Annotated in this window: 21 protein-coding genes; 6 read left to right on the top strand and 15 right to left on the bottom strand. The window is 68.0% G+C overall.

What is annotated here, in order from left to right:
• Window positions 1-28: 28 nt before the first annotated feature.
• From rpmA to RPIT_RS04620, 3 genes are all read right to left on the bottom strand, one after another.
• Complete coding sequence (gene rpmA / locus RPIT_RS04630; protein ID WP_077341111.1) at window positions 29-280, bottom strand: 50S ribosomal protein L27; 252 nt, start codon at window positions 278-280, stop codon at window positions 29-31.
• 10 nt (window positions 281-290) lie between these two features.
• Window positions 291-599, bottom strand: a complete 309-nt coding sequence (rplU, locus tag RPIT_RS04625; protein WP_077341109.1) for a 50S ribosomal protein L21 — start codon at window positions 597-599, stop codon at window positions 291-293.
• A gap of 120 nt (window positions 600-719) precedes the next feature.
• Window positions 720-2396, bottom strand: a complete 1677-nt coding sequence (locus RPIT_RS04620; protein WP_077341107.1) for a ribonuclease J — start codon at window positions 2394-2396, stop codon at window positions 720-722.
• 45 nt (window positions 2397-2441) lie between these two features.
• On the opposite strand from RPIT_RS04620, the gene RPIT_RS04615 reads away from it, so the two are divergent.
• Window positions 2442-2978, top strand: coding sequence for a GNAT family N-acetyltransferase (locus RPIT_RS04615; RefSeq protein ID WP_077341105.1), 537 nt, complete (start codon window positions 2442-2444; stop codon window positions 2976-2978).
• An 83-nt stretch (window positions 2979-3061) separates the two neighbouring features.
• Window positions 3062-4072 carry a BCCT family transporter gene (locus RPIT_RS04610; RefSeq protein ID WP_077341103.1) on the top strand — a complete coding sequence of 337 codons (1011 nt, stop codon included), beginning with the start codon at window positions 3062-3064 and terminating at the stop codon, window positions 4070-4072.
• Here the strand turns inward: RPIT_RS04610 and dapB are convergent.
• Together dapB and RPIT_RS04600 are read right to left on the bottom strand one after the other, a co-directional pair.
• Window positions 4069-4767 (bottom strand): 4-hydroxy-tetrahydrodipicolinate reductase, encoded by a 699-nt coding sequence (gene dapB / locus RPIT_RS04605; protein ID WP_237267859.1) that lies wholly within the window; start codon window positions 4765-4767, stop codon window positions 4069-4071. The genes RPIT_RS04610 and dapB overlap by 4 nt on opposite strands.
• A gap of 173 nt (window positions 4768-4940) precedes the next feature.
• Window positions 4941-7142 carry a polyribonucleotide nucleotidyltransferase gene (locus RPIT_RS04600; protein WP_077341101.1) on the bottom strand — a complete coding sequence of 734 codons (2202 nt, stop codon included), beginning with the start codon at window positions 7140-7142 and terminating at the stop codon, window positions 4941-4943.
• Between the two features lie 220 nt (window positions 7143-7362).
• On the opposite strand from RPIT_RS04600, the gene RPIT_RS04595 reads away from it, so the two are divergent.
• Window positions 7363-10611 (top strand): proline dehydrogenase family protein, encoded by a 3249-nt coding sequence (locus RPIT_RS04595; RefSeq protein ID WP_077341099.1) that lies wholly within the window; start codon window positions 7363-7365, stop codon window positions 10609-10611.
• Between the two features lie 61 nt (window positions 10612-10672).
• Here RPIT_RS04595 and rpsO read toward each other — a convergent pair whose 3' ends face one another.
• Window positions 10673-10936, bottom strand: a complete 264-nt coding sequence (gene rpsO / locus RPIT_RS04590; protein WP_077341097.1) for a 30S ribosomal protein S15 — start codon at window positions 10934-10936, stop codon at window positions 10673-10675.
• Window positions 10937-11164: 228 nt separating this feature from the next.
• On the opposite strand from rpsO, the gene RPIT_RS04585 reads away from it, so the two are divergent.
• Window positions 11165-11644, top strand: coding sequence for a GNAT family N-acetyltransferase (locus RPIT_RS04585; protein WP_162274492.1), 480 nt, complete (start codon window positions 11165-11167; stop codon window positions 11642-11644).
• Window positions 11645-11775: 131 nt separating this feature from the next.
• Entirely contained in the window at window positions 11776-12303 is a 528-nt protein-coding gene (locus tag RPIT_RS04580; RefSeq protein ID WP_077341093.1) for a TetR/AcrR family transcriptional regulator, read from the top strand.
• Between the two features lie 72 nt (window positions 12304-12375).
• Here RPIT_RS04580 and RPIT_RS04575 read toward each other — a convergent pair whose 3' ends face one another.
• The 5 genes from RPIT_RS04575 to RPIT_RS04555 all read right to left on the bottom strand — a co-directional run bounded on the left by RPIT_RS04575 (window position 12376) and on the right by RPIT_RS04555 (window position 17894).
• Window positions 12376-13257, bottom strand: coding sequence for a bifunctional riboflavin kinase/FAD synthetase (locus tag RPIT_RS04575; RefSeq protein WP_093664697.1), 882 nt, complete (start codon window positions 13255-13257; stop codon window positions 12376-12378).
• Window positions 13258-13292: 35 nt separating this feature from the next.
• Window positions 13293-14138 carry a tRNA pseudouridine(55) synthase TruB gene (truB, locus tag RPIT_RS04570; RefSeq protein WP_218121531.1) on the bottom strand — a complete coding sequence of 282 codons (846 nt, stop codon included), beginning with the start codon at window positions 14136-14138 and terminating at the stop codon, window positions 13293-13295.
• A 14-nt stretch (window positions 14139-14152) separates the two neighbouring features.
• Window positions 14153-14593: a 30S ribosome-binding factor RbfA gene (gene rbfA, locus RPIT_RS04565; protein ID WP_077341087.1), complete on the bottom strand. Its 441-nt coding sequence runs from the start codon at window positions 14591-14593 to the stop codon at window positions 14153-14155.
• Complete coding sequence (gene infB / locus RPIT_RS04560; RefSeq protein WP_418361378.1) at window positions 14593-17445, bottom strand: translation initiation factor IF-2; 2853 nt, start codon at window positions 17443-17445, stop codon at window positions 14593-14595. The genes rbfA and infB overlap by 1 nt, the downstream gene beginning before the upstream one ends.
• 185 nt (window positions 17446-17630) lie before the next feature.
• On the bottom strand, window positions 17631-17894 hold the full coding sequence (locus RPIT_RS04555) for a YlxR family protein (protein WP_077341083.1): 264 nt from the start codon (window positions 17892-17894) through the stop codon (window positions 17631-17633).
• A 78-nt stretch (window positions 17895-17972) separates the two neighbouring features.
• Between RPIT_RS04555 and RPIT_RS04550 the strand changes: the two genes are divergently transcribed.
• Window positions 17973-19787 carry a N,N-dimethylformamidase beta subunit family domain-containing protein gene (locus RPIT_RS04550; protein WP_077341081.1) on the top strand — a complete coding sequence of 605 codons (1815 nt, stop codon included), beginning with the start codon at window positions 17973-17975 and terminating at the stop codon, window positions 19785-19787.
• Between the two features lie 21 nt (window positions 19788-19808).
• Here RPIT_RS04550 and RPIT_RS04545 read toward each other — a convergent pair whose 3' ends face one another.
• The 4 genes from RPIT_RS04545 to rimP form a co-directional block, all read right to left on the bottom strand.
• Window positions 19809-21680, bottom strand: a complete 1872-nt coding sequence (locus RPIT_RS04545; RefSeq protein WP_077341079.1) for an LTA synthase family protein — start codon at window positions 21678-21680, stop codon at window positions 19809-19811.
• 47 nt (window positions 21681-21727) lie between these two features.
• Window positions 21728-22900, bottom strand: coding sequence for a resuscitation-promoting factor (locus RPIT_RS04540; protein ID WP_077341077.1), 1173 nt, complete (start codon window positions 22898-22900; stop codon window positions 21728-21730).
• Window positions 22901-23006: 106 nt separating this feature from the next.
• Window positions 23007-23981 carry a transcription termination factor NusA gene (gene nusA / locus RPIT_RS04535; protein ID WP_077341075.1) on the bottom strand — a complete coding sequence of 325 codons (975 nt, stop codon included), beginning with the start codon at window positions 23979-23981 and terminating at the stop codon, window positions 23007-23009.
• 1 nt (window position 23982) lies between these two features.
• Window positions 23983-24468: a ribosome maturation factor RimP gene (rimP, locus tag RPIT_RS04530; RefSeq protein ID WP_077341073.1), complete on the bottom strand. Its 486-nt coding sequence runs from the start codon at window positions 24466-24468 to the stop codon at window positions 23983-23985.
• Between the last annotated feature and the right edge of the window lies 1 nt (window position 24469).

Below are 24469 nucleotides of genomic sequence, written 5' to 3'. Positions count from 1 at the left end.
GCCGTTCTCGAGGAATGTGATCTGCCGGTCAGGCGGGCAGAACGTTGATGACGCGACGTCCGCGCTTCACGCCGAACTGCACCTCGCCCTGGACCAGAGCGAACAGGGTGTCGTCGCCACCGCGACCGACGCCGTCACCCGGGTGGAAGTGTGTGCCGCGCTGGCGGACCAGGATCTCGCCGGCGCCGACGACCTGGCCGCCGTAGCGCTTGACGCCCAGACGCTGCGCGTTCGAGTCACGACCGTTGCGCGTCGAGGACGCGCCCTTCTTGTGTGCCATGTGAAACTCCTCAGGCCTTGATGTCGGTGACCTTGACCTGGGTGTACCGCTGGCGGTGCCCCTGGCGCTTCTTGTAGCCGGTCTTGTTCTTGTACTTCAGGATCCGGATCTTCGGACCCTTCTTCTCGCCAAGGACCTCGGCGGTGACGGACACCTTGTCGAGTCCCTTGGCATCAGAGGTGATCTCGTCGCCGTCGACCAGCAGCAGGGGCTGCAGGGAGACGGTACCGCCGACCTCTTCGGACACCAGATCGATGTCCAGGACGTCGCCGACAGCAACCTTGTGCTGACGACCACCGTTGCGCACGATCGCGTACACGACTGACCTACCTTCGTTTCATGTGAAAAGCTGCGGGTGAACCCAACCTCACGCCGAAGCGGAGGCGGCAAAGCACCGATGGACCACTCTACGTGGCGAGCGCTAGCGGGTCAAACCGGGTCAGGTCGTCACCACCACAGGCACGATCATCGGACGGCGACGCAGCGCCTTGGCGACCCACTGCCCCACTGTCCTCCGCGTGACCTGCTGCAGCCGGTACGCGTCGTTGACCCCGTCGTTCATCGCGTCGGTGAGGGCCTTCGTCAGGCGCTTCTCGGCCTCGGCGAAGACGTGATCCTCCTCTGCCAGACCGCGGGTGTGGATCTCCGGTCCCGACACGATGCGCCGGTTGTGCAGGTCGACGACCGTGATGACGGAGACGAAACCCTCCTCGCCCAGGATGCGCCGGTCCATGATGGACTCCGAGATGTCACCGACGGTCGACCCGTCGACGAAGATGTAGCTGGCGTCCACCGAGCCCACCTTGCGTGCCACACCGTCCTTGAGATCCACGACGTCGCCGTCGCCGATGACGAGCACCCGCTCAGCGGGAATCCCTGTCTGGGTCGCGAGCTTGCCGTTGGCGACGAGGTGGCGTACCTCGCCGTGGACGGGCAGGACGTTGCGGGGCTTGATGATGTTGTAGCAGTAGAGCAGTTCGCCCGCGGATGCGTGGCCGGACACGTGGACCATCGCGTTGCCCTTGTGGACCACGTTGGCGCCGAGCCGGGTGAGCCCGTTGATGACGCGGTAGACCGAGTTCTCGTTCCCGGGGATGAGCGAGCTGGCCAGCAGGACCGTGTCGCCCTGCCCCACCGAGATCACCGGATGGTCCTGGTTGGAGATTCTGCTGAGCGCCGCCAGCGGCTCACCCTGCGAGCCCGTCGAGACGATCACCACTTCGTCGTCGCGGTACTTGCCGATCTCCTTCAGCTCGATCAGGGTCGAGGCCGGCACCTTGAGGTAGCCGAGGTCGCGGGCGGTCGACATGTTGCGCACCATCGAGCGGCCGACGTAGACGACCTTGCGCCCATGCTTGACCGCCATGTCCATCACCTGCTGGATGCGGTGGACGTGGCTGGCGAAGCTGGCCACGATGAGCTTGCCCGTGGCGGCTTCGAAGACCCGCTGCATGGCCGGTTCGATGTCCTTCTCATGCGTCGTGAAGCCGGGTGACTCGGCGTTCGTCGAGTCGACGAGGAACAGGTCCACCCCCTCCTCGCCCAACCGGGCGAAGCCGCGCAGGTCCGTGATGCGGCCGTCCAGCGGAAGCTGGTCCATCTTGAAATCGCCGGTGTGCAGCACGGTGCCGCCATCAGTGCGGATCGCGACGGCGAGTGCGTCCGGGATGGAGTGGTTGACCGCGAGAAACTCGAACTCGTAGTTGCCGATCTCGAGAATCTCGCCCTCCTCGACCGCATCGAGGACGAATTCGCGGATGCGGTGTTCGCGGAGCTTCGCGCTGAGGAACGCCAGCGTCAGCTTGGAGCCGTAGACCGGGATGTCGCTTCGCATCTTGAGCAGGTAGGGCACCGCGCCGATGTGGTCCTCGTGGCCGTGGGTCAGCACGAGCGCGACGATGTCGTCCAGCCGGTCGCGCAGGTAGTCCAGTGCGGGGAGGATCAGGTCGACGCCGGGGTGATGATCCTCCGGGAAGAGCACGCCACAGTCGACGATCGCGATCTGGCCGTCGATCTCGAAGGCCGTCATGTTGCGGCCCACGTCTCCCAACCCGCCGAGCGGGATGACCCGCAGCGTTCCGGGAGCGAGCTTGGGTGGCAGTTTCAAGTCGGGCATAGGGCTCAGGCTAGTGGATCAGCCTGCTCCCTCTACTATGGCCGCATGTCCGCCATCGATACCGTGCGCCTTGCGCTGCCCGCTGAAGCCGTCGACATCGCCCGCATCCAGCGGCGGGTGTGGTCCGACTCGGGCCTGCTCAGCGCTGCCGCCGAGAGCTTCAGTGCCGACGAGGCCACGCGTGCCTGGCACGACGCCATCGTCAAGCCGGCACTGGCGCACCAGCGCGTGCTCGTGGCGATCGCCGAAGCTGGGGTGGTCGGTTTCGCCGTCACCGGACCCAGCGCGGACCCGGACCAGCAGGAGCGGGTCGGGCAGATCGCCGAATTCGTCGTCGATCCGCGCCACCGCGGCGCGGGGCACGGTTCCCGCCTCATCAATGCCGCGGTCGACACGCTGCGGCAGGACGGCTACCTCGTGGCGACCATGTGGCTGCCGACCACCAACGACTCGCTGCGGGCCTTCCTCTCGTCCTGCGGCTGGGGCCCGGACGGCGCCCACCAGGAGGTCGGCGCCCAGGACGGCGGGACGACCCTCAAGCTCATCCGGCTCCATACCGACATCTCCACCCCGACCGCCTGAGCCCGACTTCGCGACCAGGGATTTCCGTGGCAAGGTAGGGCGGCCACCCCGACCTAGGCACACTCTTCGGCGTCGCCACCTCGCTGGGCTTCGGCATCAACCAGATCACGGCCGGGCTGGAGCACCTCGGCGTTCTCGAAGCGACGCCTGGGATCAAGGTTGTGCTGATCACGATCATCACGGCGCTGGCCACCGTCTCCGTGGTCACGGGACTCGACAAGGGAATCGCGTTCCCCTCCCGTGCCAACCTCGCGCTGGCCGCTCTCTTCCTGGTCGGAGTCCTCATCCTCGGACCGACTCTCTTCATCCTCCGCGACCTCATCGCCAGCATCGGCAACTACGTGCAGAACTTCGTCTCGCTCTCCTTCCAGACCTTCCCGTTTTACGGCGAGGCGGGGGCGTCGTGGCTCGCGGGGTGGACCACCAACTACTGGGCGTGGTGGATCTCGTGGTCGCCGTTCGTCGGGGTGTTCATCGCTCGGATCTCACGCGGGCGCACCGTCCGGGAGTTCCTCGTCGGAGTGCTGCTCGTGCCTACGCTCATGACCATCGTCTGGTTCTCGGTGCTGGGTGGAGCGGCACTGCACCGCGAGATCTTCGGCGGCGGAGGCATCATCGACGACGGAGCGGTCGACACCGACACGGCCCTGTTCGACCTGCTCGCCACGATGCCGGGATCGGCGCTCCTCTCTGGTATCGCCATCACCCTCGTGGTTATCTTCTTCGTCACGAGCGCGGACTCCGGTGCCTTTGTGGTCGACATGCTCGCTAACGGTGGCAATCCCACTCCACCGGTCTGGTCCCGTGTCATGTGGGCGGTGCTCTCCGGATCGATCGCAGCGGTGCTGATCTGGGCGGGAGCCAATAGTTCCTCGGACATGCCTGGAGCCAACACCGTGGGGATGGCCGCCCTACAGGCGCTCACGCTGCTGGCCGCAACACCCTTCTCACTCGTGATGGTCGCGATGGCCTTCGCGACGGTAAAGGCGCTGCGCGCCGACCATGCGCAGTGGCAGGCGGCCCAGGATCGGGCCACCCGACGGGAACTCGTTCGCGACACCGCTGAACGGGTGCTCGAACGGCCCAACGGCTAGAGCCCGAGGACCTGCTCCATCTCCAGGGTTAGCCCTGGCTGCTCCACCACGTGGCGGATCGCAGCCACCACCCCGGGCATGAACGAGACCCGGTCGAAGGAGTCGTGCCGGATCGTCAGCGTCTCCCCCTCCGCCCCGAAAAGGACCTCCTGGTGGGCCACGAGCCCGCGCAGGCGCACGCCGTGGACGTGGATACCGTCGACGACCGCGCCCCGCGCCCCGTCGTCGTGCACGGTGGCGTCCGGCACCTCCCCCAGCCCCGCCTCTGCTCGGGCTGCGGCGATCCGACGAGCCGTCGTCGCGGAGGTGCCCGACGGGGCGTCGGCCTTGTTCGGATGGTGTAGTTCGACGATCTCGGCGGACTCGTAGAACGGAGCTGCGAGCGCTGCGAACTTCATCATGAGCACGGCCCCGATGGAGAAGTTCGACGCGATGAGCACGCCCACCTCCGGATGCGCCTCGCAGAGCTCCCGGACGCGTTCCAGCCGCTCCTCGGTGAAGCCGGTCGTCCCGATGACCATGTGGATGCCGAGCTGGAGACACCACTCGATGTTGTCCATCACCGAATCGGGGTGGGTGAAGTCGACCACCACCTGGGCGCGCCCGATCTTGTCCCGGTCCTCGTTGATGTCGACACCGCCGACCGTCGTCATCCCATCGGCCCGCGTCACCGCACGGACGACCTCGCTGCCCATCTTTCCGCTGACGCCGAAAATTCCGACCTGGATCTCGCGCACGGTACTTCCCCTCGCTTGGATGTTTTTTCCGCCTGGACGGCTGGGACCAGTCAATCAGACCCGACAAAGAGGAGGGGGCGGGTCCGGTTTCCCGGACCCGCCCCCTACCAGGTTGCGGTCGACGCTCAGGCTCAGGCCTCGGCGTCATCCTTCTCGTCAATGACGGGGATCAGCGACAGCTTGCCCCGATCGTCGATGTCGGAGATCTCGACCTGGAGCTTCTGGCCCACCGACACGACGTCGTCCACACTCTCGACGCGCTGGCCGCCCGCGAGCGGGCGGAGCTTCGAGATGTGCAGCAGCCCGTCCTTGCCCGGCATGAGCGACACGAAGGCGCCGAACGTCGTGGTCTTGACGACGGTGCCGAGGTAACGCTCGCCACGCTCCGGCATGTGGGGGTTGGCGATCGCGTTGATCGCCGCGACGGCCGCCTCCGCAGCCTCCCCGGAGTCCGCGCCGACGTAGACGGTGCCGTCGTCCTCGATCGCGATGTTGGCGCCGGTCTCGTCCTGGATCTGGTTGATGACCTTGCCCTTGGGGCCGATGACCTCGCCGATCTTGTCCACCGGGACGCGCAGCGAGATGATCCGCGGTGCGTAGGGGCTCATCTCGTCGGGAGCGTCGATGGCCTCGCCCATCACGTCCAGGAGGGTGTGGCGGGCGTCGCGAGCCTGCAGCAGTGCCTTCTGGAGTTCGACGGCGGGGATGCCGTCCAGCTTCGTGTCGAGCTGGAGCGCGGTGACGAAGTCACGGGTGCCCGCGACCTTGAAGTCCATGTCGCCGAGCGCGTCCTCCGCGCCCAGGATGTCGGTCAGCGCGACGTACTTGGTCTCGCCGTCGACCTCCTCGCTCATGAGCCCCATCGCGATACCGGCGACCGGGGACTTGAGCGGGACACCGGCGTTGAGCAGCGACAGCGTGGAGGCACACACCGAGCCCATGGAGGTCGAACCGTTGGAGCCGAGAGCCTCGGACACCTGACGGATCGCGTAGGGGAACTCCTGGCGAGGGGGAAGCACTGGGATCAGCGCGCGCTCCGCCAGCGCACCGTGGCCAACCTCGCGGCGCTTCGGGGAACCGACGCGGCCGGTCTCGCCCGTGGAGTACGGCGGGAAGTTGTAGTTGTGCATGTAGCGCTTGGTGTTCTCCGGCGACAGCGTGTCGATCTTCTGCTCCATGTCGAGCATGTTGAGCGTCGTCACGCCGAGGATCTGGGTCTCGCCGCGCTGGAACAGAGCGGAACCGTGGACGCGCGGGATGACCTCGACCTCGGCAGAAAGCGTGCGGATGTCGCTCGGGCCACGCCCGTCGATGCGGACGCCCTCAGTGAGGGAACGGTGACGCACGATCTTCTTGGTCAGAGCCTTGAGGGCAGCGGAGACCTCGCTGAGGCGCTCGGGGAAGCGCTCGGTGAGCTGCTCGGTCACGTCCATGCGGATGGCGTGGGTGGCCTCGTCGCGCTCCTGCTTGCCGGCGATCTGCATCGCCTCGGCGACGCGGTCGTGCGCCAGCTCGGACACGGCCTCGAAGACGTCGTCCTCGTAGTCCCGGAAGACCGGGAAGTCGTAGGTCTCCTTGGGCAGCTTCGCGGCCAGCTCGGACTGCGCGTCGCAGAGGGCCTTGATGAACGGCTTGGCCGCCTCGAGCCCTTCGCCGACGACCTCTTCGGTGGGGGCGGTCTTGCCGGAGCGGACAACTTCCCAGGTCGATTCGGTGCCGCCGGCCTCGACCATCATGATGGCGACGTCGCCGTCGGCCAGCACGCGGCCCGCCACGACCATCTGGAAAGCGGACTTCTCGATCTGCTCCACGGTCGGGAAAGCGACCCACTGGTCGTCGATCAGAGCGACGCGCACGGCGCCGATGGGACCGGAGAACGGCAGACCGGCGATCTGCGTGGACATGGAGGCGGCGTTGACCGCGACCACGTCGTACATGACCGACGGGTTGAGCGCGAGGATGGTGACGACGACCTGAACCTCGTTGCGGAGGCCCTTGACGAAGGCCGGGCGCAGCGGCCGGTCGATGAGTCGGCAGGCGAGGATGGCGCCCTCGCCGGGGCGACCCTCGCGCCGGAAGAACGAGCCGGGGATGCGGCCCGCGGCGTACATGCGCTCCTCGACGTCGACCGTCAAGGGGAAGAAGTCGATGGACTCGCGGGGGGTCTTCTGGGCGGTCGTCGCCGACAGAAGCATGGTGTCGCCGTTGAGGTAGACGGCAGCCGAACCATCGGCCTGCTGGGCCAGGTGGCCCGCCTCGAAACGTACTGTGTGCTTGCCGAACTTACCGTTGTCGATAACGGCCTCGGCGAACTCGATGCCTTGTCCTTCCACGGACAGGCTCCTTTCGGGTGTGTGCCACCCGCGCAGGGCAATGACGCCCTTTGAAATCTGCACCTGCCGGTCTTCGATCGAGGCTCGCGGGGGACCGTGTTCGGCACCCGAAAACCACTACCGAGGACCAGACTGGATACTGCGCTGGGCGGCGGGATGGTAACTGTCTTTATGAAGTTGTTTCGCGTGCAGTCTACCCCGCTTGCGACAAGATGGGTTAATGCCGTTGTTGCACTCCTATGCCGCCATCGCCACCGCACGCCGATGGGCCCGGGAGAGCTTGAATCATCCGGAGCCCCCCGCCGCCACCCTGCTGGCACGCACGCTCAGCCACCCTGGCGGCCTGCGCTTCACCCTCGATTTCGTCGACGGCGTGCTGAGACCCGAAGATCCCGGGGTCGGGGCCTCGGCGCTCCGCGAGCTTTCCACACGACCCGCCGGATTCCTACCGATGCCGCTTCAGCTGGGGCTCCGTGCCGCTGGCATGGCCCCGGCGTTGGCTCTGCCAGCCGCCCGTCGTGCATTCGAGGCGCTGGTCGGTGACCTGGTCGTGGACGTGGGTCGGTCGCTGGGTCCGACGCTGAACCGGCTGCGGCGATACGGCGCTGATCTCAACGTCAACCTCCTCGGCGAGGCGGTCCTCGGCGACGGGCACGCCCAGCGCCGGCTGGCCGCCACCATGGGGCTCCTGGAGCGGCCGGAGGTGGACTACGTCTCGGTGAAGGTGTCCGCGGTGCTCGGCCCCCATGCACCCTTCGGACACGGCGCTGCGGTGGAGCGGGCCATGGAACGGCTGCGACCGCTGCTGCTCACCGCCGCCGGGCTCGGCAAGTTCGTCAACCTCGACATGGAGGAGTACAGGGACCTCCACCTCACCCTCGACGTCGTCGAGCGGCTGCTGCTGGAGGACCGGTTGTTGGGGCTTCGGGCGGGGGTCGCGGTCCAGACCTATCTCAAGGAGTCGCACCTCGTGCTGCGCCGGCTCGACGAGTTTGCCGCCGCTCGCGGCTCCCGCGGCGGCGAGCCGATCAAGGTGCGGTTGGTCAAGGGTGCGAACCTCGCGATGGAGCGGGTCCAGGCCGAGCTGCGGGGCTGGGACGACCCTGTCCTCCCCACGAAGGCCGACACGGACGCCAGCTTCCTCGAAGCCCTCGACTTCTGCCTCCGCCCGGGGAGGGCCGACCGGATGAGGGTCGGCGTGGCCAGCCACAACGTCTTCTCGTTGGCGGCGGCGTGGGAACTCGCGCGGGAGCGGGGGGTCGCCGACGCGATGGACGTCGAGATGCTGTCCGGCATGGGAGTACCCCTCCAGCGCGTGCTCCAGCAGGAGATCGGGCGCCTGCGGCTGTACGTCCCCGTCGTCCCGCGCCGCGAATTCGACTCGGCCATCGCCTACCTCGTCCGTCGGCTCGAGGAGAACGCCGCACCTGAGAACTTCATGTCCGGCGCGCATGCGCTCGGCTCCGACGCCGCGTTCCTCGACCGCGAGGAAGCCCGCTTCCGTGCAGCCGCGGCCCGCGCGCCGCTCTCCCGCCCCGACGACTGGGCCACCCAGCACCGATCCCTACGGGACCCCGGTGAGCCGGACCCCGGGTTCGCCAACGCCGTCGACACCAACCCCGCCCTCCGCCACAACCAGGTCTGGGCCGACCGCATCCGCGCCCGGCTCCCCGAGCCCGAACTCGGCTCTCACCGCGTGCACGCTGCCGCGATCGGCACCCATGCCGAGGTCGACGACGTGCTGGACCGTGGCCGGATCGCGGGCGAGGCATGGGCCGCGGTCCCGGCGGAACGCCGCGCCGAGGCGCTCAGGCGGCTGGCCGGCGAGATCGAACGCCTGCGCACGGACTTCGTGACGGTGGCCGCGGACGAGGTGGGCAAGCTCATCGACCAGTCCGACGTCGAGGTATCCGAGGCGTGCGACTTCGCCGCGTACTACGCGGAGCGCGCGCTGGATCCGCATCCGGGCGTCGTCGCGGTTCCGCCGCGCCTCACCGTGGTTGCCCCGCCGTGGAACTTCCCGATCGCCATCCCGCTGGGTGGCGTCGCTGCGGCGCTGGCCGCAGGGTCGGCCGTCGTCCTGAAGCCGGCGCCGCCCGCGCGCAGGACAGCCGCCCTGCTCCACGAGGCCTGCCGGAGGGCTGGACTGCCGGCAGACCTCGTCCAGTTCGTCGTCGTCGACGACGGACCCGTGGGGCGTCGGCTCATCGACGACGATCGTGTCGACACAGTGATCCTCACGGGTGCCGCGGAGACCGCCGAACTCTTCAGATCCTGGCGCCCCGACCTCAGGTTGTTCGCCGAGACGTCCGGCAAGAACGCGATCGTCGTCACTCCGTCGGCCGACCTCGACCAGGCCGTCGCTGACGTCGTGTCGTCAGCCTTCGGCCACGCCGGCCAGAAGTGCTCCGCGTCCTCGCTGGCCATCCTCGTCGGCTCCGTCGCGCGGTCTGAGCGGTTCCGGCAGCAGCTCGTCGACGCCGTGTCGTCGCTCCACGTCGCCTGGCCCGACGACCCGGCGGCACAGGTCGGTCCCCTGACCGAACCACCCGGCGAGAAGCTGCAGAGGGGGCTCGGCACCCCCGAGCCCGGGCAGTCGTGGCTCGTCGAGCCTCGGCGCATCGACGAGAGACTCTGGCGCCCTGGGATCCGGGTCGGTGTCCAGCCTGGGAGCGATTGCCACCAGACCGAGTACTTCGGGCCGGTGCTGGGCCTCATGTCGGCCCGGGACCTTGACGAGGCGATCGAGTGGCAAAACGGCACCGTCTACGGGCTGACGGCGGGACTCCACTCTCTGGACCGGGGGGAGATCGCGCACTGGCTCGACCGCGTTGAGGCGGGCAACTGTTACGTCAACCGCTCGATCACCGGCGCAATCGTGCGACGGCAGCCCTTCGGGGGCTGGAAGCGCTCGGCCGTCGGACCCGGCGCGAAGGCGGGCGGACCCAACTACGTGGCATCGCTTGTGGACTGGGTGGCGGAGTCCCCCGCCGGTTGCGCTTTGCCGACCCGCGAGGACGCCGTCGAGTTCCTCGACCGTCACGATCCGTCCGCGCTGACGGCCGAGATCAACGTGCTGCGCTACCTGCCGGCGCCCGTCACCGTGCGGGTGGAGGATGCGTCACCCGGTGACGTGCGGCACGAGGCGATGGCCGCGCTGCTCGTCGGATCACGGCCACGGTTCAGCTTCCGTCAGCTACCGGAGGGTCCGCTCGCAGGGGCACTGGCCTCGGCGGGGTGCAGCGTGGCGGTGGAGAGCGACGAGGTCTTCGACCAGGCGGCCTCTGGACGGATCCGCCATCTCGGCTCCCGCTCGCTGAACGGGGCGCTGCAGGGCTCGATCGACGCGACCGTCTACGGCGGGATGCCTGTGCCGGGGAGGTTGGCGTTCCTGCCCTACGTCCGGGAGCAGGCCGTCTCCATCACCAACCACCGCTACGGGCACCCTGTGGATCAAGTCCTCTTCTGAGGTGCGGACATGACAAAGGCACCCCGATCGGGGTGCCTTTGCAGTGGGTGCGCTCGGTTGCTCAGCGACGAAGGCCGAGGCGCGCGATCAGCTCGCGGTAGTGCTCGACGTCCTGCTTGGCAACGTAGTTGAGCAGGCGACGGCGCTGGCCCACCATGAGCATCAGGCCACGGCGGCTGTGGTGGTCGCCCTTGTGTTCCTTGAGGTGCTCGGTCAGGTGAGCGATCCGCTTGGTCAGCAGTGCGATCTGCACGTCGGGCGAACCGGTGTCGCCCGGCTGCGTCGCGTACTCTTCGATGGTCTTCTTCTTCAATTCAGCGTCCACGATGGGGCTCCTTCGGCTCGCTGCACGGCGCCCCAGTCGCTGATGCTGTCGGGGCTCTTACTGGACCGTGGCCGATCTAACGGCAACCGCAAGACCTTAGCACCGGCGCGACACGCGAGGCCAATCGACACTCCGTCGCGCGGGAGCGGCGCGAGCCTCGAGCCACCGATTTCCGGGTCCGCCCAAAGCGCTAGGGTAGGGCCATACAGCGAATCTCGAGGAGCACCTATGGCGATCAGCGTTCGTCCCGCAGAAGCGGCAGACCTGGACCAGTTGCGCGCCAAGCAGGCACGCCCCGAACTCGGCCTTGTCGATAAGCACTTCGAGGCGCAGGAGGATGGCACGCTCATCTACGCCGTCGCCTTCGAGGACGGCGAACCTCTGGGCACGGCGATCCTCGACCTCAGCGAAGGCCAGATGATGCCCGAGCTCCGCAATATGTACGTCTATCCCGAGGCGCGGCGTCGCGGCGCGGGTCGTGCGTTGACCACCTACATCGAGGAGTTGGCCCGCCAGGCTGGGCACGCGGCCGTCTACCTGGCTGTTGACCCCAACAACGCGAAGGCCGTGCCGCTCTACGTGTCGCTGGAGTACTACCCGACCGGGGAGCACCTCTTCGTCGAAGCCCCGGAGATCGATCAGGTCGACGACGGCCAGCAGGCCAGCACGCACTACGCGATCTACAAGAAGTCGCTCACTGCACGTTGAGTGATTGCGTCCGTTGGCGCACTTCGCCCGCCCAGTTGCTTGTCGCTGACGCGACGGGAGACTACAGTTCCCCGGTGCGACGGGGGCGGGCTGCACCTGCGCACGCCCACACACTGGGAGATGGATAACACATGGCTAGGCCCAAGGTTCATGATGAGCGGCTCGCGGAAGTGCTGCTCGAGCAATCCGCTGTCATCGTTGCCAAAGGCGGTCCGGACGCGCTCAGCCTGCGCAAGCTGACCGACGCCGTCGGCACTTCCACGTCAGCCGTGTACTCGCTCTACGGGAGCAGAGAGGCCCTGCTGCTCGCCGTGTACGAGCGGGCTCTCGCCAGCTTCGAGCGCTCCGCGCAGGAGTTGCCCGTCACCGACCGCCCCATGAGTGACCTGTTCCGGATGGGCCGGGAGTACCGACGCTGGGCGCTGTCCAACCCGCAGTTGTACCCGGTGATGTTCATGGGGCCCGCCGGCTCGGGGCCGGAGCAGCGCCGCGCCCTCGCGATGCCGACCATCGACCGGCTCATCGCGGCGCTCCGGCGCTGCATCGAGGCCGGCGAGCTCCGCGACGCCGAGTCGATCGAGGTCATGGCCTGTCAGCTGTGGGCCACGGTCCACGGTCACGTCTCGTTGGAGTTGATGGGTCTGCTCACCCCGAGGTGACGGGCAGGTCGAGCGAGGAGATCGACCGATCCTTCGACGACCTCCTCAACAGGTCGGTCGCCACCTGGCGCGTCAGCTGAGGACGCGTCGCGCCTGCTCCACGTCACGACCCATCTGGAGCACCAGTTCGTCGACGTCGGAGAATCGCACCTGGCCACGGAGCCGCTGAACGAAGTCGACGGCGATCTCCGCACCGTAAAGCTCAAGGTCCGTGCGATCGATGACGTAGGACTCCACCCGACGATCAGACCCGTCGAACGTCGGGTTGCTGCCGACCGAGATGGCGGCCGCCATGGGCATCGCACCGGGTTCGTCGAGTCTGGTGACCCAGCCCGCATAAACGCCGTCGGCCGGCACGGCCATGTCCACCGGCACCGACTGGTTGGCAGTGGGATACCCGAGGTCGCGGCCGCGTTGGTCCCCGAGGACCACCACGCCGCGGAAGCGGAACGGCCGCTCCAGGTGCTCGGCTGCGCCCGCCACGTCGCCGACGGCCAGAAGCTCGCGGATGCGGGTCGAGCAGGAGATCTCGTCGCGGACTGATTCCAGCGGCAGCGGAATCACGTCGAACCGGCCCTCCCCCACCTCGGCCAGGAACTGCACGTCCCCGGCGGCGGCATGCCCGAACCTGAAGTTCTCCCCGACGACGACCCGCACGGGGTTGAGCGGCAGCAGGAACCGGTCGATGAAGTCATGGGGGCTCATCGCGGCCACCGCCTCGTTGAACCGGATGACCCGCACCTCGTGTGCGCCGGCCTCCTTGAGGAGCTCGATGCGGGTGTGGAGATCGCTCAGCAGCTTGGGCGCCGACTCGGGGCGCAGCACCGTCACCGGGTGCGGCCAGAACGTGATGACCACCAGGGGGTGGTCGACATCGCGGACAGCCTCCGCCAGAACCCGGCGGTGTCCACGGTGGACACCGTCGAAGTTACCGATCACCACTACCGTCTGCATCGTCGACTCCTCCGTCCCCGGCAAATCTGGCACGCTCACACGAACACCGCAACTGGGCGCGCGCCCGAGCCGGAAGGCTCGTACAGCGCCAGGAGCTCGCCCCCCGGCGACAGCAGCCCGGTGGGCCGTCCAGGCACGTCGAGTGCCAGCGGCCGTCCGAAGGTGACGTCCCGGGCTTGGTCTGCAGTCAGGTGCACGACAGGGAAGCTCCGCCGTGCTGCTTCCGCCATGCTCATCAGGCTCGGCGCCTCGTCGCCCAGCGCGACGGCGTCGTCGAGCGAGTAGCCGCCGATCCGCGTGCGGCGCAGAGCGGTGAGGTGGCCGCCCACGCCGAGCGCAGCGCCGAGGTCGCGGGCGATCGCCCGGACGTAGGTCCCGGACGAACACTCAACGTCCAGCTCGACATCGACCGTGGCCCCGCCGGGCCGCACGGAGAGCACGTCAAGGGCGCTGATGGTCACGGGTCGTGCCTTCAGCTCGACGGTCTCCCCCTTCCGCACGCGGGAGTAGGAGCGCACACCATCGACCTTGATCGCAGAGACGGAGCTCGGTATCTGAAGCACGTCGCCGCGTTGCGCGCCGAGGGCGGCGTCGATCTCCTGCCGCGTGAGATGTGAGGCGTCCGCGACGGGGACCACGTCACCGTCGGCGTCGTCAGTGGGCGAGGATTCGCCGAGACGGACTGTGGCGACGTACCGCTTGTCGTGCAGGGCCAGATGGCCCAGAAGCCTCGTCGCCCGGTTCACACCCAGGATGAGGACCCCTGTCGCCATGGGATCGAGAGTCCCGGCGTGACCGATCTTGCGGGTGCCGAGGAGACGCCGGAGGCGCCCGACCACCTGGTGGGAGGTGATCCCCGACGGCTTGTCGACGATCACCATCCCCGAGGCGTCGGTCACTCTTCGTCGTCCTCCGACTCCTCCCGCGGCTTGCGGTAGGGATCGGCGTCGCCGGCGAAGGTCCGGCCCGCAGCCGCGGCCGCGGCCCGGGCATCGTCGGCCTGCACCTGGGCGAGCAGGTCCTCGATGTGACGCGCCGTCTCCGGCGTGGCGTCGAGGACGAAGCTCAGGCTCGGCGTGAACTTCATGCCCAGCTGGGAACCCACCGTCGACCTCAGCATGCCCTTGGCCGACTCAAGAGCGGCCGCAGTCCCGGCCCGCGCCTCCTCGTCGCCGAGCACGGTGTAGAAGGCGGTGGCCTCCCGGTTGTCGCCGGTCAGCCTCACCTCCGTGATCGTGACGAATCCGAGGCGTGGGTCCTTGACCCGCCGCTCGATGGTGCTCGCAAGGATGACCTGGATCTGGTCAGCCAACTTGGCGTTACGCGGGTTCGCCATCACACACGCTCCTTCTCGACCATCTCGTACGTCTCGATGACGTCTCCGATCCTGATGTCGTTGTAGTTGTGCAGCGTCAGGCCGCATTCGAAGCCCTCGCGGACCTCGGTTGCATCGTCCTTCTCGCGCCGCAGCGACGCGATGGAGGAGTCGGCGACCACCACGCCGTCACGCAGCAGGCGCGCCTTGGCGTTGCGCCTGATGGTGCCGTCGGTGACCATACAGCCGGCGATGTTGCCGAACTTCGAGGAGCGGAAGATCTCGCGGATCTCCGCCTGACCACGGATCTCCTCGGCGAAGATCGGCTTGAGCATGCCCTTGAGAGCCGCCTCGATCTCGTCGATGGCCGAGTAGATGACCGAGTAGAAACGCATATCCACGTTCTCGCGGTCCGCCATCTGGGCTGCGTGCGGCGTGGGCCGCACGTTGAAGCCGATGATGACGGCCTTGGATGCTGCTGCCAGCGAGACGTTGGTCTCGGTGATGGCGCCGACGCCGCGGTCGATGACCCGGAGCGACACCTCCTCGCCGACCTCGATCTTGCTGAGGGCATCCTCCAGTGCCTCCACGGAGCCAGCCCCGTCGCCCTTGAGGATGAGCAGCAGTTCCTGCGTCTCGCCCTTCTCAAGCTGCTCGAAGAGCTGGTCGAGGGTCTTGCGACGGCTCGTCTTGGCCTGCATCGCAGCCCTCATCCGCGCCTCACGCTTGTCGGCGATCTGGCGCGCCATGCGGTCGTCGTCGACAACGAGGAAGTTGTCTCCGGCGCCCGGCACGGACGTCAGGCCGAGGACCTGCACCGGCATGGACGGAAGCGCCTCGTCGACGGTCTGACCCTGATCGTTGACCAGAGCGCGGACACGGCCGTGCGCCGAGCCGGCGACGATGGAGTCGCCGATGCGCAGCGTGCCGCGGTGCACCAGGACGGTGGCCACGGGGCCGCGGCCCTTGTCGAGGTGCGCCTCGATGGCGACACCCTGAGCGGGCATGTCCGGGTTGGCGCGCAGATCCAGTGCCGCGTCGGCCGTCAGCACGATCGCCTCGAGCAGTTCGTCAAGACCCTGGCGGGTGATGGCCGAGACGTCCACGAACTGGGTGTCGCCGCCGTACTCCTCGGGCACGAGGCCGAACTCGGAGAGCTGGCCGCGAACACGGGTGGGATCGGCAGTGTCCTTGTCGACCTTGTTGACCGCGACGACCACCGGAACTTCGGCGGCCTTGGCGTGGTTGAGCGCCTCGATGGTCTGGGGCATCACGCCGTCATCGGCCGCGACGACCAGCACCGCGATGTCCGTGGACTTGGCGCCCCGGGCACGCATGGCGGTGAACGCCTCGTGACCGGGAGTATCGATGAAGGTGATGGCCCGCTCGTTCTCGTCCACTTCCGTGACCACCTGGTAGGCGCCGATGGCCTGGGTGATGCCGCCTGCTTCCTTCCCTGCGACGTTGGCGTGGCGCAGGGCGTCAAGCAGCTTGGTCTTGCCGTGGTCGACGTGGCCCATGACGGTGACGACGGGCGGACGGGCCGCGAGATCGTCCTCATCGCCGATGTCCTCACCGAACTCGAGGTCGAAGCTCTCGAGAAGCTCGCGGTCCTCGTCCTCCGGGGAGACGACTTCGATGTTGTAGTCGAGTTCAGCGCCGAGCACCTCGAGGGTGTCGTCCGCGACAGACTGGGTTGCGGTGACCATCTCGCCCAGGTGGAACAGCACCTGCACCAGCGACGCCGGCTCGACGCCGATCTTCTCGGCGAGGTCGGTCAGCGAAGCGCCGCGGCGAAGACGAACCGTCTGGCCGTCGCCCTTGCGGACGCGCACACCGCCGATCGACGGGGCCTCCATCTGATCGAACTCTTGCCTGCGCTGCTTCTTGGACTTGCGTCCGCGCCTGCTGGCAGCTCCGCCGCGCCCGAAGGCGCCCTGGGTGCCGCCTGCGCGTCCCCGGCCGCCACCGCGACCGCCGGGTCCTCCCATCGGGCCACCGCCCATGGGGGGTCCGCCTGCACCGGGGCGACCTGCGCCACCACCGGCAGCTCCGGGACGGCCCCGGCCGGGACCGCCGCCGGGACGACCGCCACGGCCACCGGGGGCACCGCCGAGCTGTGTGTTCGCCGTCTTGGGCATCATCGCCGGGTTGGGGCGGGGCATGCCGGGAAGGCCGCCGGTTCCGCCGGGACGCGGCATCCGGTCGCCGCCGCCGGGCGCACCCGGCCTGGGGGCGCCCCCGGGGCGGGGTGCGTCGGGACGGGCTGGGCGGCGCTGCTGCGTTCCCATGCCCTGCGACGACGCGAAGGGGTTGTTGCCGGGGCGGGGTGCGCTCGGCTTGCGCGGGCCGACGGAGCCGGGGGTGGCCCCACCGCCGGGACGGCCGGGGGCACCGCCGGGACGACCGCTCGGGGCGCCCGCGGCGGGACGCTGCTGGGACGGCGCAGGCCGGCCGGGAGCGGCAGGCCTCGGAGCACCGGGACGCGGCGCAGGCGGGCGCGGGGTGTCAGCTGCGGGTGAGGATGGTGCCGGTGCCGACGGCGCCGGTGCGGGACGCGGCGCTTCGGGGGCCTTCGCCACAGGCGCGGCCTCCTCCGGCTGGGCCGCGGGGGCGCTCGGCGCAGCCGGGGCGGGCTTGGCGGCCCCGGGCTTGCCCATCGGCTTGGGTGCCGAGGGTGCCGGTGTGGAGGGGGTGGTTGCCGCGGGGGCGGCTGGTGCCTGGGGCTTGTCGTCGGACGGCTTGGCCAGCGTCTCGCGCACCTTGCGCACGACGGGGGCCTCCAGCGTCGACGAGGGACCACGGACGTATTCGCCGTTCTCGCCCAGCCAGGCTAGTAGTTCTTTACTTGTGATCCCGATTTCCTTGGCGATCTCATGGACGCGGGGCTTAGCCACTGCTCTCCTTTGTGCGGCCCGACCTCCAAGGTACGGACCTAGTTGATGTTGGTCATCGTTGGGTACTCATCGAGTGGTCATGAGCTTCTGGCCCACCTTCTGGTTGTCGCCCGACCGGGCGTGGAACGATGTGTCTGCGCGCACGCAGGCCAAGGGATACTCTATCGCGCTGCGGGCGATGCTTCCACTTCGTGCGATTCGCCCCCGCTGAACAGCCCCTCGACGACGGCCCCGGGGCCGAAGGTACGCCGGAACGCGTGCCGTGCCAGTGCGAGGTCGAAGCAGTCGCGATGCAGGTAGGCTCCCCGGCCCGCGAGCCGTGGTTCGGTGGCGTCGACGATCCTGTCCCCCACCCGAACCAACCGAATGAGGCTGCCCTGTTCGGCACGCTCGCGGCAGGCAATGCACGTGCGTATGGGACTCACCCGGCCATCATAACGGTGCCCCCATCCCTGCTCAGGCGAGCTGCGCTGCTAGCGTGTGGCCCGTCCAAGGGGGGGACCATGCGCATCGCTTCATTCTTCATAGCACTCCTGCTGAGCTTCACGCTCGCTCCCGGCGCACGCGCCGACACGCCGGACTGGCGGATGACCCGACAGGCGTCGCCCACCGACCTCGGGGGCTACTCCGTCGGAGAGAGCCTTCTTCCCGGCGAGCCGCTCCGGTTGAAGATCGCCGGCACCGCCTCCGAGGTCAGCATCCACACGTTCCGGATGGGGCACTACGACGGCGCGGGGGCTCTGCTGGTGGCTGAGCAGCACGGGGTTGAGCTCGCGGCGCAGCCGCCCTGCACGGAGATCGAGCGCACCGTCGACTGCTCGTCATGGGCAGTCACCCAGACGTTCGACACTGTGGGCTGGGAGCCCGGACTGTACCTGACCCTGCTCACCGACGATCTGGGCCGCCAGCACTATGTGGGGACCGTGCTCCGATCCCCCGACCACCGGGGCCGGGTCGTCGTCATGTCGGCCACCTCGACCCACGCCGCGTACAACAACTTCGGCGACTACTCGCTGTACAAAGGCCCGAGCGGCGACGCCGGGGATCGTGCCTACACCGTGAGCCTGAACCGCCCGAGCCGGGCCAACGGTGCCGACAAGATCTGGAGCTACGAACTCGGCCTGATCCAGCATCTGGAGTCGCTGGGCGTCCCACTGTCGTACACGACCAACGCGGAACTCGATCGGGGGTCCGACGTCTACGCGGGTGCCCGCGCTCTCGTGATGCTCGGTCACGACGAGTACTGGTCGGTGGCCATGCGCGATCACGCCACGACGCTGAGGGACGACGGCATCAACCTCATCTTCCTCGGCGCCAACTCCAGCTACTACCGCACCCGCTGGAGCGAGGACTACTCGAAGGTCACCTCCTACAAGCTGAGCTACCTCGACCCCGTGCAGACGCGGGAGTCCACCGGAACCTTCCGCTCCTCGCCGTTCCCCGATCCCGAGGAACGACTCGTCGGGTCTCAGTACGTGTGCTACGGAGATCTGAACGCCCAGACAGACCTCATCATCAGCAACCCTGATTTCTGGGCCTTCGCCGGCACCGGGGCCCAGCGCGGGAGCCGGTATCCCAAGCTCGTCGGGCACGAGATCGACAAGGCTGGTCCCGATTCGCCCGCCAACGTGCACATCGCGGCGCACAGCGACTACGTCTGTCGGAGCGGGGCGAATGTGTCCGACATCACGTACTACGTGGCGCCCTCGGGGGCCGGCGTGCTCAACCTCGGCACGATGGGGTTCGCCTACGCGCTGGCCCCGGGACGGGGCTATCCCGCCGAGTCTGTCGCGTTCGTCGAGCGCGTCGTGGGGACCATCATCACGGAGGCAGCCGCCGGACCGCTCGGGCTCCGGCACGTCGAACAGCCGAACTACGCCGACTTCTATCCGCCCGCAGTCCCCAAGCCGTTCGACGTCTACACGGAGGAGGGGACCCACGAGCACAACGGCCGACTCTGGCGGACGGCGTGCGAGCCGTACTCGCAGACCTCGCGGTGCCGCACGGAGATCTGGGCCACCACGGTCCGCCAGTCCGGTTCCACGTTCGTCCCGACCACGGGTTGGTCCTTCAACAACCTGACGTACCTTCCGCTTGCGCGGCAAGCCTGGAGCGCGAACCCGCTGGGATACACAGGGTCCTTCACCCGCGACGGGCGGAACTGGCGCACCGAGTGCGACTCGGCGGCCTCCGGGGGCAACGGCTGCCGCAGCTACATCTGGGCGAGCTACATCGAGAGCACCCTGTCGCCGTCAGGACACCGGTCCTACCGGTGGACGAACGGCTGGCTGTTCAACAACATCGTCCGCTTCGCCTGACGCCCGAACCCTTGAGCCGCGTCAGCGCTGGCGGAAGCGCTCGTGGACCGTCTCCCATTCGAGGTACCAGCGGAGCGCATGATCCCGCTGCTCAGCCATCCAGGCGGGGTCGGTCGTGTCCGCGAGGTCGTTCAGCTCGAAGGGGTCCTCGGCGATGTTGTACACCTCGTCGCGCCGGTCGCCGAAGTGATGGATGAGCTTCAGATCACCGTCGAGGGTGGTGGTGCAGAGCGCCCGGGCGAAGCAGGTCGCGATGACCGGCCCCTGTTCCTCCCCGCTGTACAGCGACGGCTTGTAGTCGTACTCGGCCTGCAGATCGAAACCGAGCGCGTCGACGGCTGTCGGCAGGATCGCCGCCTGGCTCACGGGACCCTCGACGACCTCGCCCGCACGCTGGGGGTCGTGGATGAGCAGGGGCACGCGCGCGCCCTCCTCATAGATCGTGTTGTCGTGCTGGTAGACCCGGTGCTCACCGAAGCCCTCACCGTGGTCGCCGACAATCACGAAGACAGTGTCGTCGTAGAGGCCGAGGTCGCGGAACTGGTCGAGCACCTTGCCCACGAAACGGTCCTGGTAGTGGACGCTGTTGAGGTACTCGTTGAACATGGGGTCGTCGACGAAGTCGATCTTCTCGTAGCCCTGCAGCACGTAGTCGTGGTGCGCGGTGACGGTCAGCATGCTCAGCATGAAGGGGCCGCGATCGGCGTTCTGCTCGAGCCATTCCCGTTGGTGCGGCAGCATGATGTCGTCTTCATAGCCGAAGTAGTTGGCCTTGTGGTAACCCTGCTTGTCCATGGAGTCGACGGCGCGGAAGTAGTCGAACCCGAGGTTCCGCACGGTGCTGCGGCGGCGCTCGAAGTTCTCCGTTGCGGACTGGAAGAAGGCGGTCCGGTAGCCCTGCTCGGCCAGCAGTTCGGGCAGGCAGCGAGCCGGCAGACCCTCGTCGTCGGCCTCGGTGTTCTCGGAGTCCAGCGGCGGGGCGACGCCACAGTGGATGGCGGTCACGGCCTTCGACGTGTGGGGCAGGACGGTGTACGCCCGGGTCACCGTGAGCGACTCGGCTTCGAGCGCATCCAGTACCGGCGTGACCGGCTCACGGGTCGGAGGCAGCGTCGAGGTGGCGCGCTGGGATTCCAGCATGATGACCACCAGGTTGCGTCGTTCATCCGTCCGCGGATCGAGCGTCGTGGCCGCAAGGTCCGGCAACTCCCCCGCGGGCGCCAGATGGTCCGGGTACGCCGCTGACTCGCGGACCTCGGCGACGGCGAACTGGACCGGAGCGGCCAGCGAGAATGCAGCCGACGTGGACGGCGCAGTCCAGAAGGAGGCCACAAGCAGAGCGACAGCCGAGACCACGCCGAGGCGACGGACAGCGGGTCTGGGTCGGCGGACCAGGAAGGATGAGACATAGCGGCCGAGCAGGAGCGGAAGGACGCTGACGCTCAGGAGGACTCCGACGAGAAGGCCGATGGTCACGGCGTTCATCTGGGACCCGATGAGCTCGTTGAGGCCCTCCCGGTTCTCCCAGCCGTAGACCAGCCGATCGAGCGTCAAGGGGGTCCCCGTGCGCAACATGAACTCGTGGTTGACGATCAGGAAGATCCCAAGTACGCCGGTGGCGAGGTGCGCCAGGAAAAAGTTCAGCGTCCGCAGCCAGATGGGACCGAAGGCCGCCAGGGCCACCCAGAGCAGAACCCAAGAGGTACCGAAGGCGACGTCGGAAGCCACCGACACCGTCGTCTGCCAGGCATCCGCCCCCGGGAAGAAGGCTCCGATCCGGTACATCTTGAGCCAGATGCCCAGCACGGTCACGGGGAGGAGCGCGACGAGCAACCGCCCCCACTTGTGTGGGGGGCGGAGCAGGCGCTGGGTGAACGGCGGGTTGACAGGCATCGACGACAAGCTTACGTCACCGCCGGGAGCGGGTCCCGGCGCGACGGTCAGGCGCAGGACCAGGGCTGGGTGCCCCGCTGGGCGTAGAGACGGTTGGCGACGGTGATCTGCTCGGCGCGGGAAGCCTGATGCGGGTACGGGGCGAAGTCGGTGCCACCGACGGAGCGCCAGGTGGGCAGGTTGAACTGGAGTCCGCCGTAGTAGCCGTTGCCGGTGTTGATGTTCCAGCGGTTGTTCGACTCGCACTCTGCGATCCGCACCCACATGGCCTCGCGGGCGAGGTTGAGCCCGCTGGACGAGGTCGACGCCGCAGGGGTCGACGAGCTGGAGCTCGACTTGGACTCAGTCTTCTGCGGGGCAGGGGCAGGAGCGGGCTTCGGCTTGGGCTTCGCCTTGGTCCCGATCGACGTCACCTGAGCCACGGGCTGCTTCGTCACCTCGGAGCCGGCCAGTTCAGAACTGACCAGCACGCCGTCTTCGTAGATGTCGGTGTAGGTCTCGGTCTTGACCCCCACGACACCCTTGGTGGTGACCTTCTGCTCCCCCGTGTAGAGCTTGTCGGTCTTCACGCTGGTCTTCTCGTACGGGAGCTCCACGGTCTTGGTGCTCTGTTTCACCTCGACAGCCACCACCTGGATGGTCATGCCGTCGGCCAGTGCGGTGGTGGGCGCCGGGCTCACCTTGTCATCGGCGTCGGGCGCGACCCCGGCCTTGTCCAGGACGTCCTGCACGGTGCCGGCAAGCGTGATCGACGTCGTCGATCCCGCGGCGATGAGCTGGACGTCCTTCGCCGTCTGGATGTCCACCTCGAGGCCGGCGCGTCCAATGGACTGGGAACGGGATGCCGACACGAGCGAGGTGGACGCATCAAGGTCCAGCATCCGCAGCGCCTCGCCGACGCTGCGCGCAGTCGTCCAGACCCGTCGGCTCTCGCCGTCCACCGTCACGTCGAGCGGCCGGCCATAGGCGACGCTGATCTCGATTCCGTCCACGATCTCGGAGTCCGCCGCGGGCAGGACCACGTCGTGCGACCCGAGTTCGATCCCTTCGAGCTCAAGAACCTCAGCCACGGTGTCTTCGCGCAACGCCACTGTCTTGGCGGTGCCGTCAACGACGAGGGTGACGTCGTTCTTCTCGAGGGCCGAGACGGCCGTCGCTCCACCGACCAGCGCGAGCGCGCTGACGCCGGCGAGAACGGGGATGAGGTAGCTGCGTGCCATGTAGCAAGATCTCCTAGTCAGGGGGTCACCGGAGGCGACCGGCCCTCTAAGAGTAACAACTGGCTGAACGAATCCCAAAAATACTCTGAGAAAATCTCAGTAAGGTCTAGCGCTGGGGTGCCGTGTCTGGTTGGATGTCGATCCGCCACCCGGTCAGTCGCGCCGCCAGTCGGGCGTTCTGCCCCTCCCGACCGATCGCCAGCGAGAGCTGGTAGTCGGGGACGATGGCCCGGCAGGCGCGGGCGTCCGGATCGAGGATCTGGACCGAGAGCACCTTGGCCGGGGACAGCGCGGCCGCGACGAAACGGGCGGGATCGTCCGAGTAGTCGACGATGTCGATCTTCTCCTCGCCCAGTTCGTTGGTCACCGCGCGGACCCGCTGGCCCATGGGCCCGATGAAGGCGCCCTTCGCCGAGACGTCCGCGTGATTGGAGCGAACGGCGATCTTCGTGCGGTGCCCCGCCTCGCGGGCCACCTCCATGATCTCAACGATGCCCGAAGCGATCTCCGGAACTTCCAGTGCGAACAACTTGCGCACCAGATTCGGGTGGGTGCGAGAGACCACAACCTGCGGGCCACGCATCTCCCGGCGGACCGCCACCACGTAGACGCGCAGCCGGCGCCCGTGCGAGTAGTCCTCGCCGGGAACCTGCTCGGCCAGGGGCATGATGGCCTCCAGCGTGCCGAGGTCGACCCGCACCGCCTTCGAATCGCGGTCCTGCTGGATGGTGCCGACGAGGATGTCGCCCTCGGAGCCCGCGAAGTGACCGAACTTCTGGTCGTCCTCGGCCTCGCGGAGGCGCTGGAAGATCACCTGACGCGCGGTGGCGGCGGCGATCCGGCCGAAGTCGTCGGGGGTGTCGTCGTAGAAGCCGATGACCTCGTCGTCGTCATCGAACTCGGGGGCGAGCACCGAGACCTTGCCGGTCTTGCGGTCCACTTCGACCTTGACGCCGCGCAGCGCGTGCGGGGTCTTCTTGTAGGCGTTGAGTAGCGCGTCCTCCAGCGCCTTGATGAGGTAGTCGAAGGAGATCTCCTTGTCGCGCTCGATGGCGCGAAGGGCAGCCAGATCCACATCCATGTCAGTCGTCCTCTCCGTCAAAGTCGTCGGCGGGGCGGTTGAGTTCAACCTGGACCACGGCCTTGGTGATGTCCGCCAGCGCGATGACCCGCTGGGTCCCGTCGATCTCGATGGTGACGGTGTCGTCGGCAACCTCCTGGATCCGCCCGGTGAGGGTTTCGTCGGCCAGGTTGAGCTTGACGAGCCGTCCGGTGTTGCGCCGGTAGTGCTTGGCCTCGGTCAGGGGCTTCGACACTCCTCGCGAGCTGACCTCCAGCGTGTAGGGCGAGTTGCCGACGGCCGTGCTCTCATCGAGGGCCGCCGAGATGGCGGAGGAGGCGGAGGCGATGTCGTCGAGGAGCGGGCCGCGCCCGCTGGGGCCGTCGCCGTCGACCGTGATCCTCAAGATGGAACGCTTCCCGACGGGGGTGACGTCGAGACTGTCAAGTTCCAGCCCGTGGCTGGCAAGAATCGGCTCAATGACTGAGGCGAGTTGGCTGTCCTGCATG

It is taken from the genome of Tessaracoccus flavus (assembly GCF_001997295.1).
Taxonomy (GTDB): Bacteria; Actinomycetota; Actinomycetes; order Propionibacteriales; family Propionibacteriaceae; genus Arachnia; species Arachnia flava.
Note: the sequence above shows the minus strand (reverse complement) of the source record. Positions and strands in the feature narration are given on the sequence as shown.

Bases quoted from the DNA above. Each gene is read 5' to 3' on its own strand.
- rpmA (WP_077341111.1), bottom strand. From the start codon at position 280: ATGGCACACAAGAAGGGCGCGTCCTCGACGCGCAACGGTCGTGACTCG.
- RPIT_RS04620 (WP_077341107.1), bottom strand. From the start codon at position 2,396: ATGCCCGACTTGAAACTGCCACCCAAGCTCGCTCCCGGAACGCTGCGG.
- RPIT_RS04615 (WP_077341105.1), top strand. From the start codon at position 2,442: ATGTCCGCCATCGATACCGTGCGCCTTGCGCTGCCCGCTGAAGCCGTC.
- dapB (WP_237267859.1), bottom strand. From the start codon at position 4,767: ATGGGCAGCGAGGTCGTCCGTGCGGTGACGCGGGCCGATGGGATGACG.
- RPIT_RS04595 (WP_077341099.1), top strand. From the start codon at position 7,363: ATGCCGTTGTTGCACTCCTATGCCGCCATCGCCACCGCACGCCGATGG.
- RPIT_RS04585 (WP_162274492.1), top strand. From the start codon at position 11,165: ATGGCGATCAGCGTTCGTCCCGCAGAAGCGGCAGACCTGGACCAGTTG.
- RPIT_RS04580 (WP_077341093.1), top strand. From the start codon at position 11,776: ATGGCTAGGCCCAAGGTTCATGATGAGCGGCTCGCGGAAGTGCTGCTC.
- RPIT_RS04575 (WP_093664697.1), bottom strand. From the start codon at position 13,257: ATGCAGACGGTAGTGGTGATCGGTAACTTCGACGGTGTCCACCGTGGA.
- truB (WP_218121531.1), bottom strand. From the start codon at position 14,138: ATGGTGATCGTCGACAAGCCGTCGGGGATCACCTCCCACCAGGTGGTC.
- rbfA (WP_077341087.1), bottom strand. From the start codon at position 14,593: ATGGCGAACCCGCGTAACGCCAAGTTGGCTGACCAGATCCAGGTCATC.
- RPIT_RS04550 (WP_077341081.1), top strand. From the start codon at position 17,973: ATGCGCATCGCTTCATTCTTCATAGCACTCCTGCTGAGCTTCACGCTC.
- RPIT_RS04545 (WP_077341079.1), bottom strand. From the start codon at position 21,680: ATGCCTGTCAACCCGCCGTTCACCCAGCGCCTGCTCCGCCCCCCACAC.
- RPIT_RS04540 (WP_077341077.1), bottom strand. From the start codon at position 22,900: ATGGCACGCAGCTACCTCATCCCCGTTCTCGCCGGCGTCAGCGCGCTC.
- nusA (WP_077341075.1), bottom strand. From the start codon at position 23,981: ATGGATGTGGATCTGGCTGCCCTTCGCGCCATCGAGCGCGACAAGGAG.
- rimP (WP_077341073.1), bottom strand. From the start codon at position 24,468: ATGCAGGACAGCCAACTCGCCTCAGTCATTGAGCCGATTCTTGCCAGC.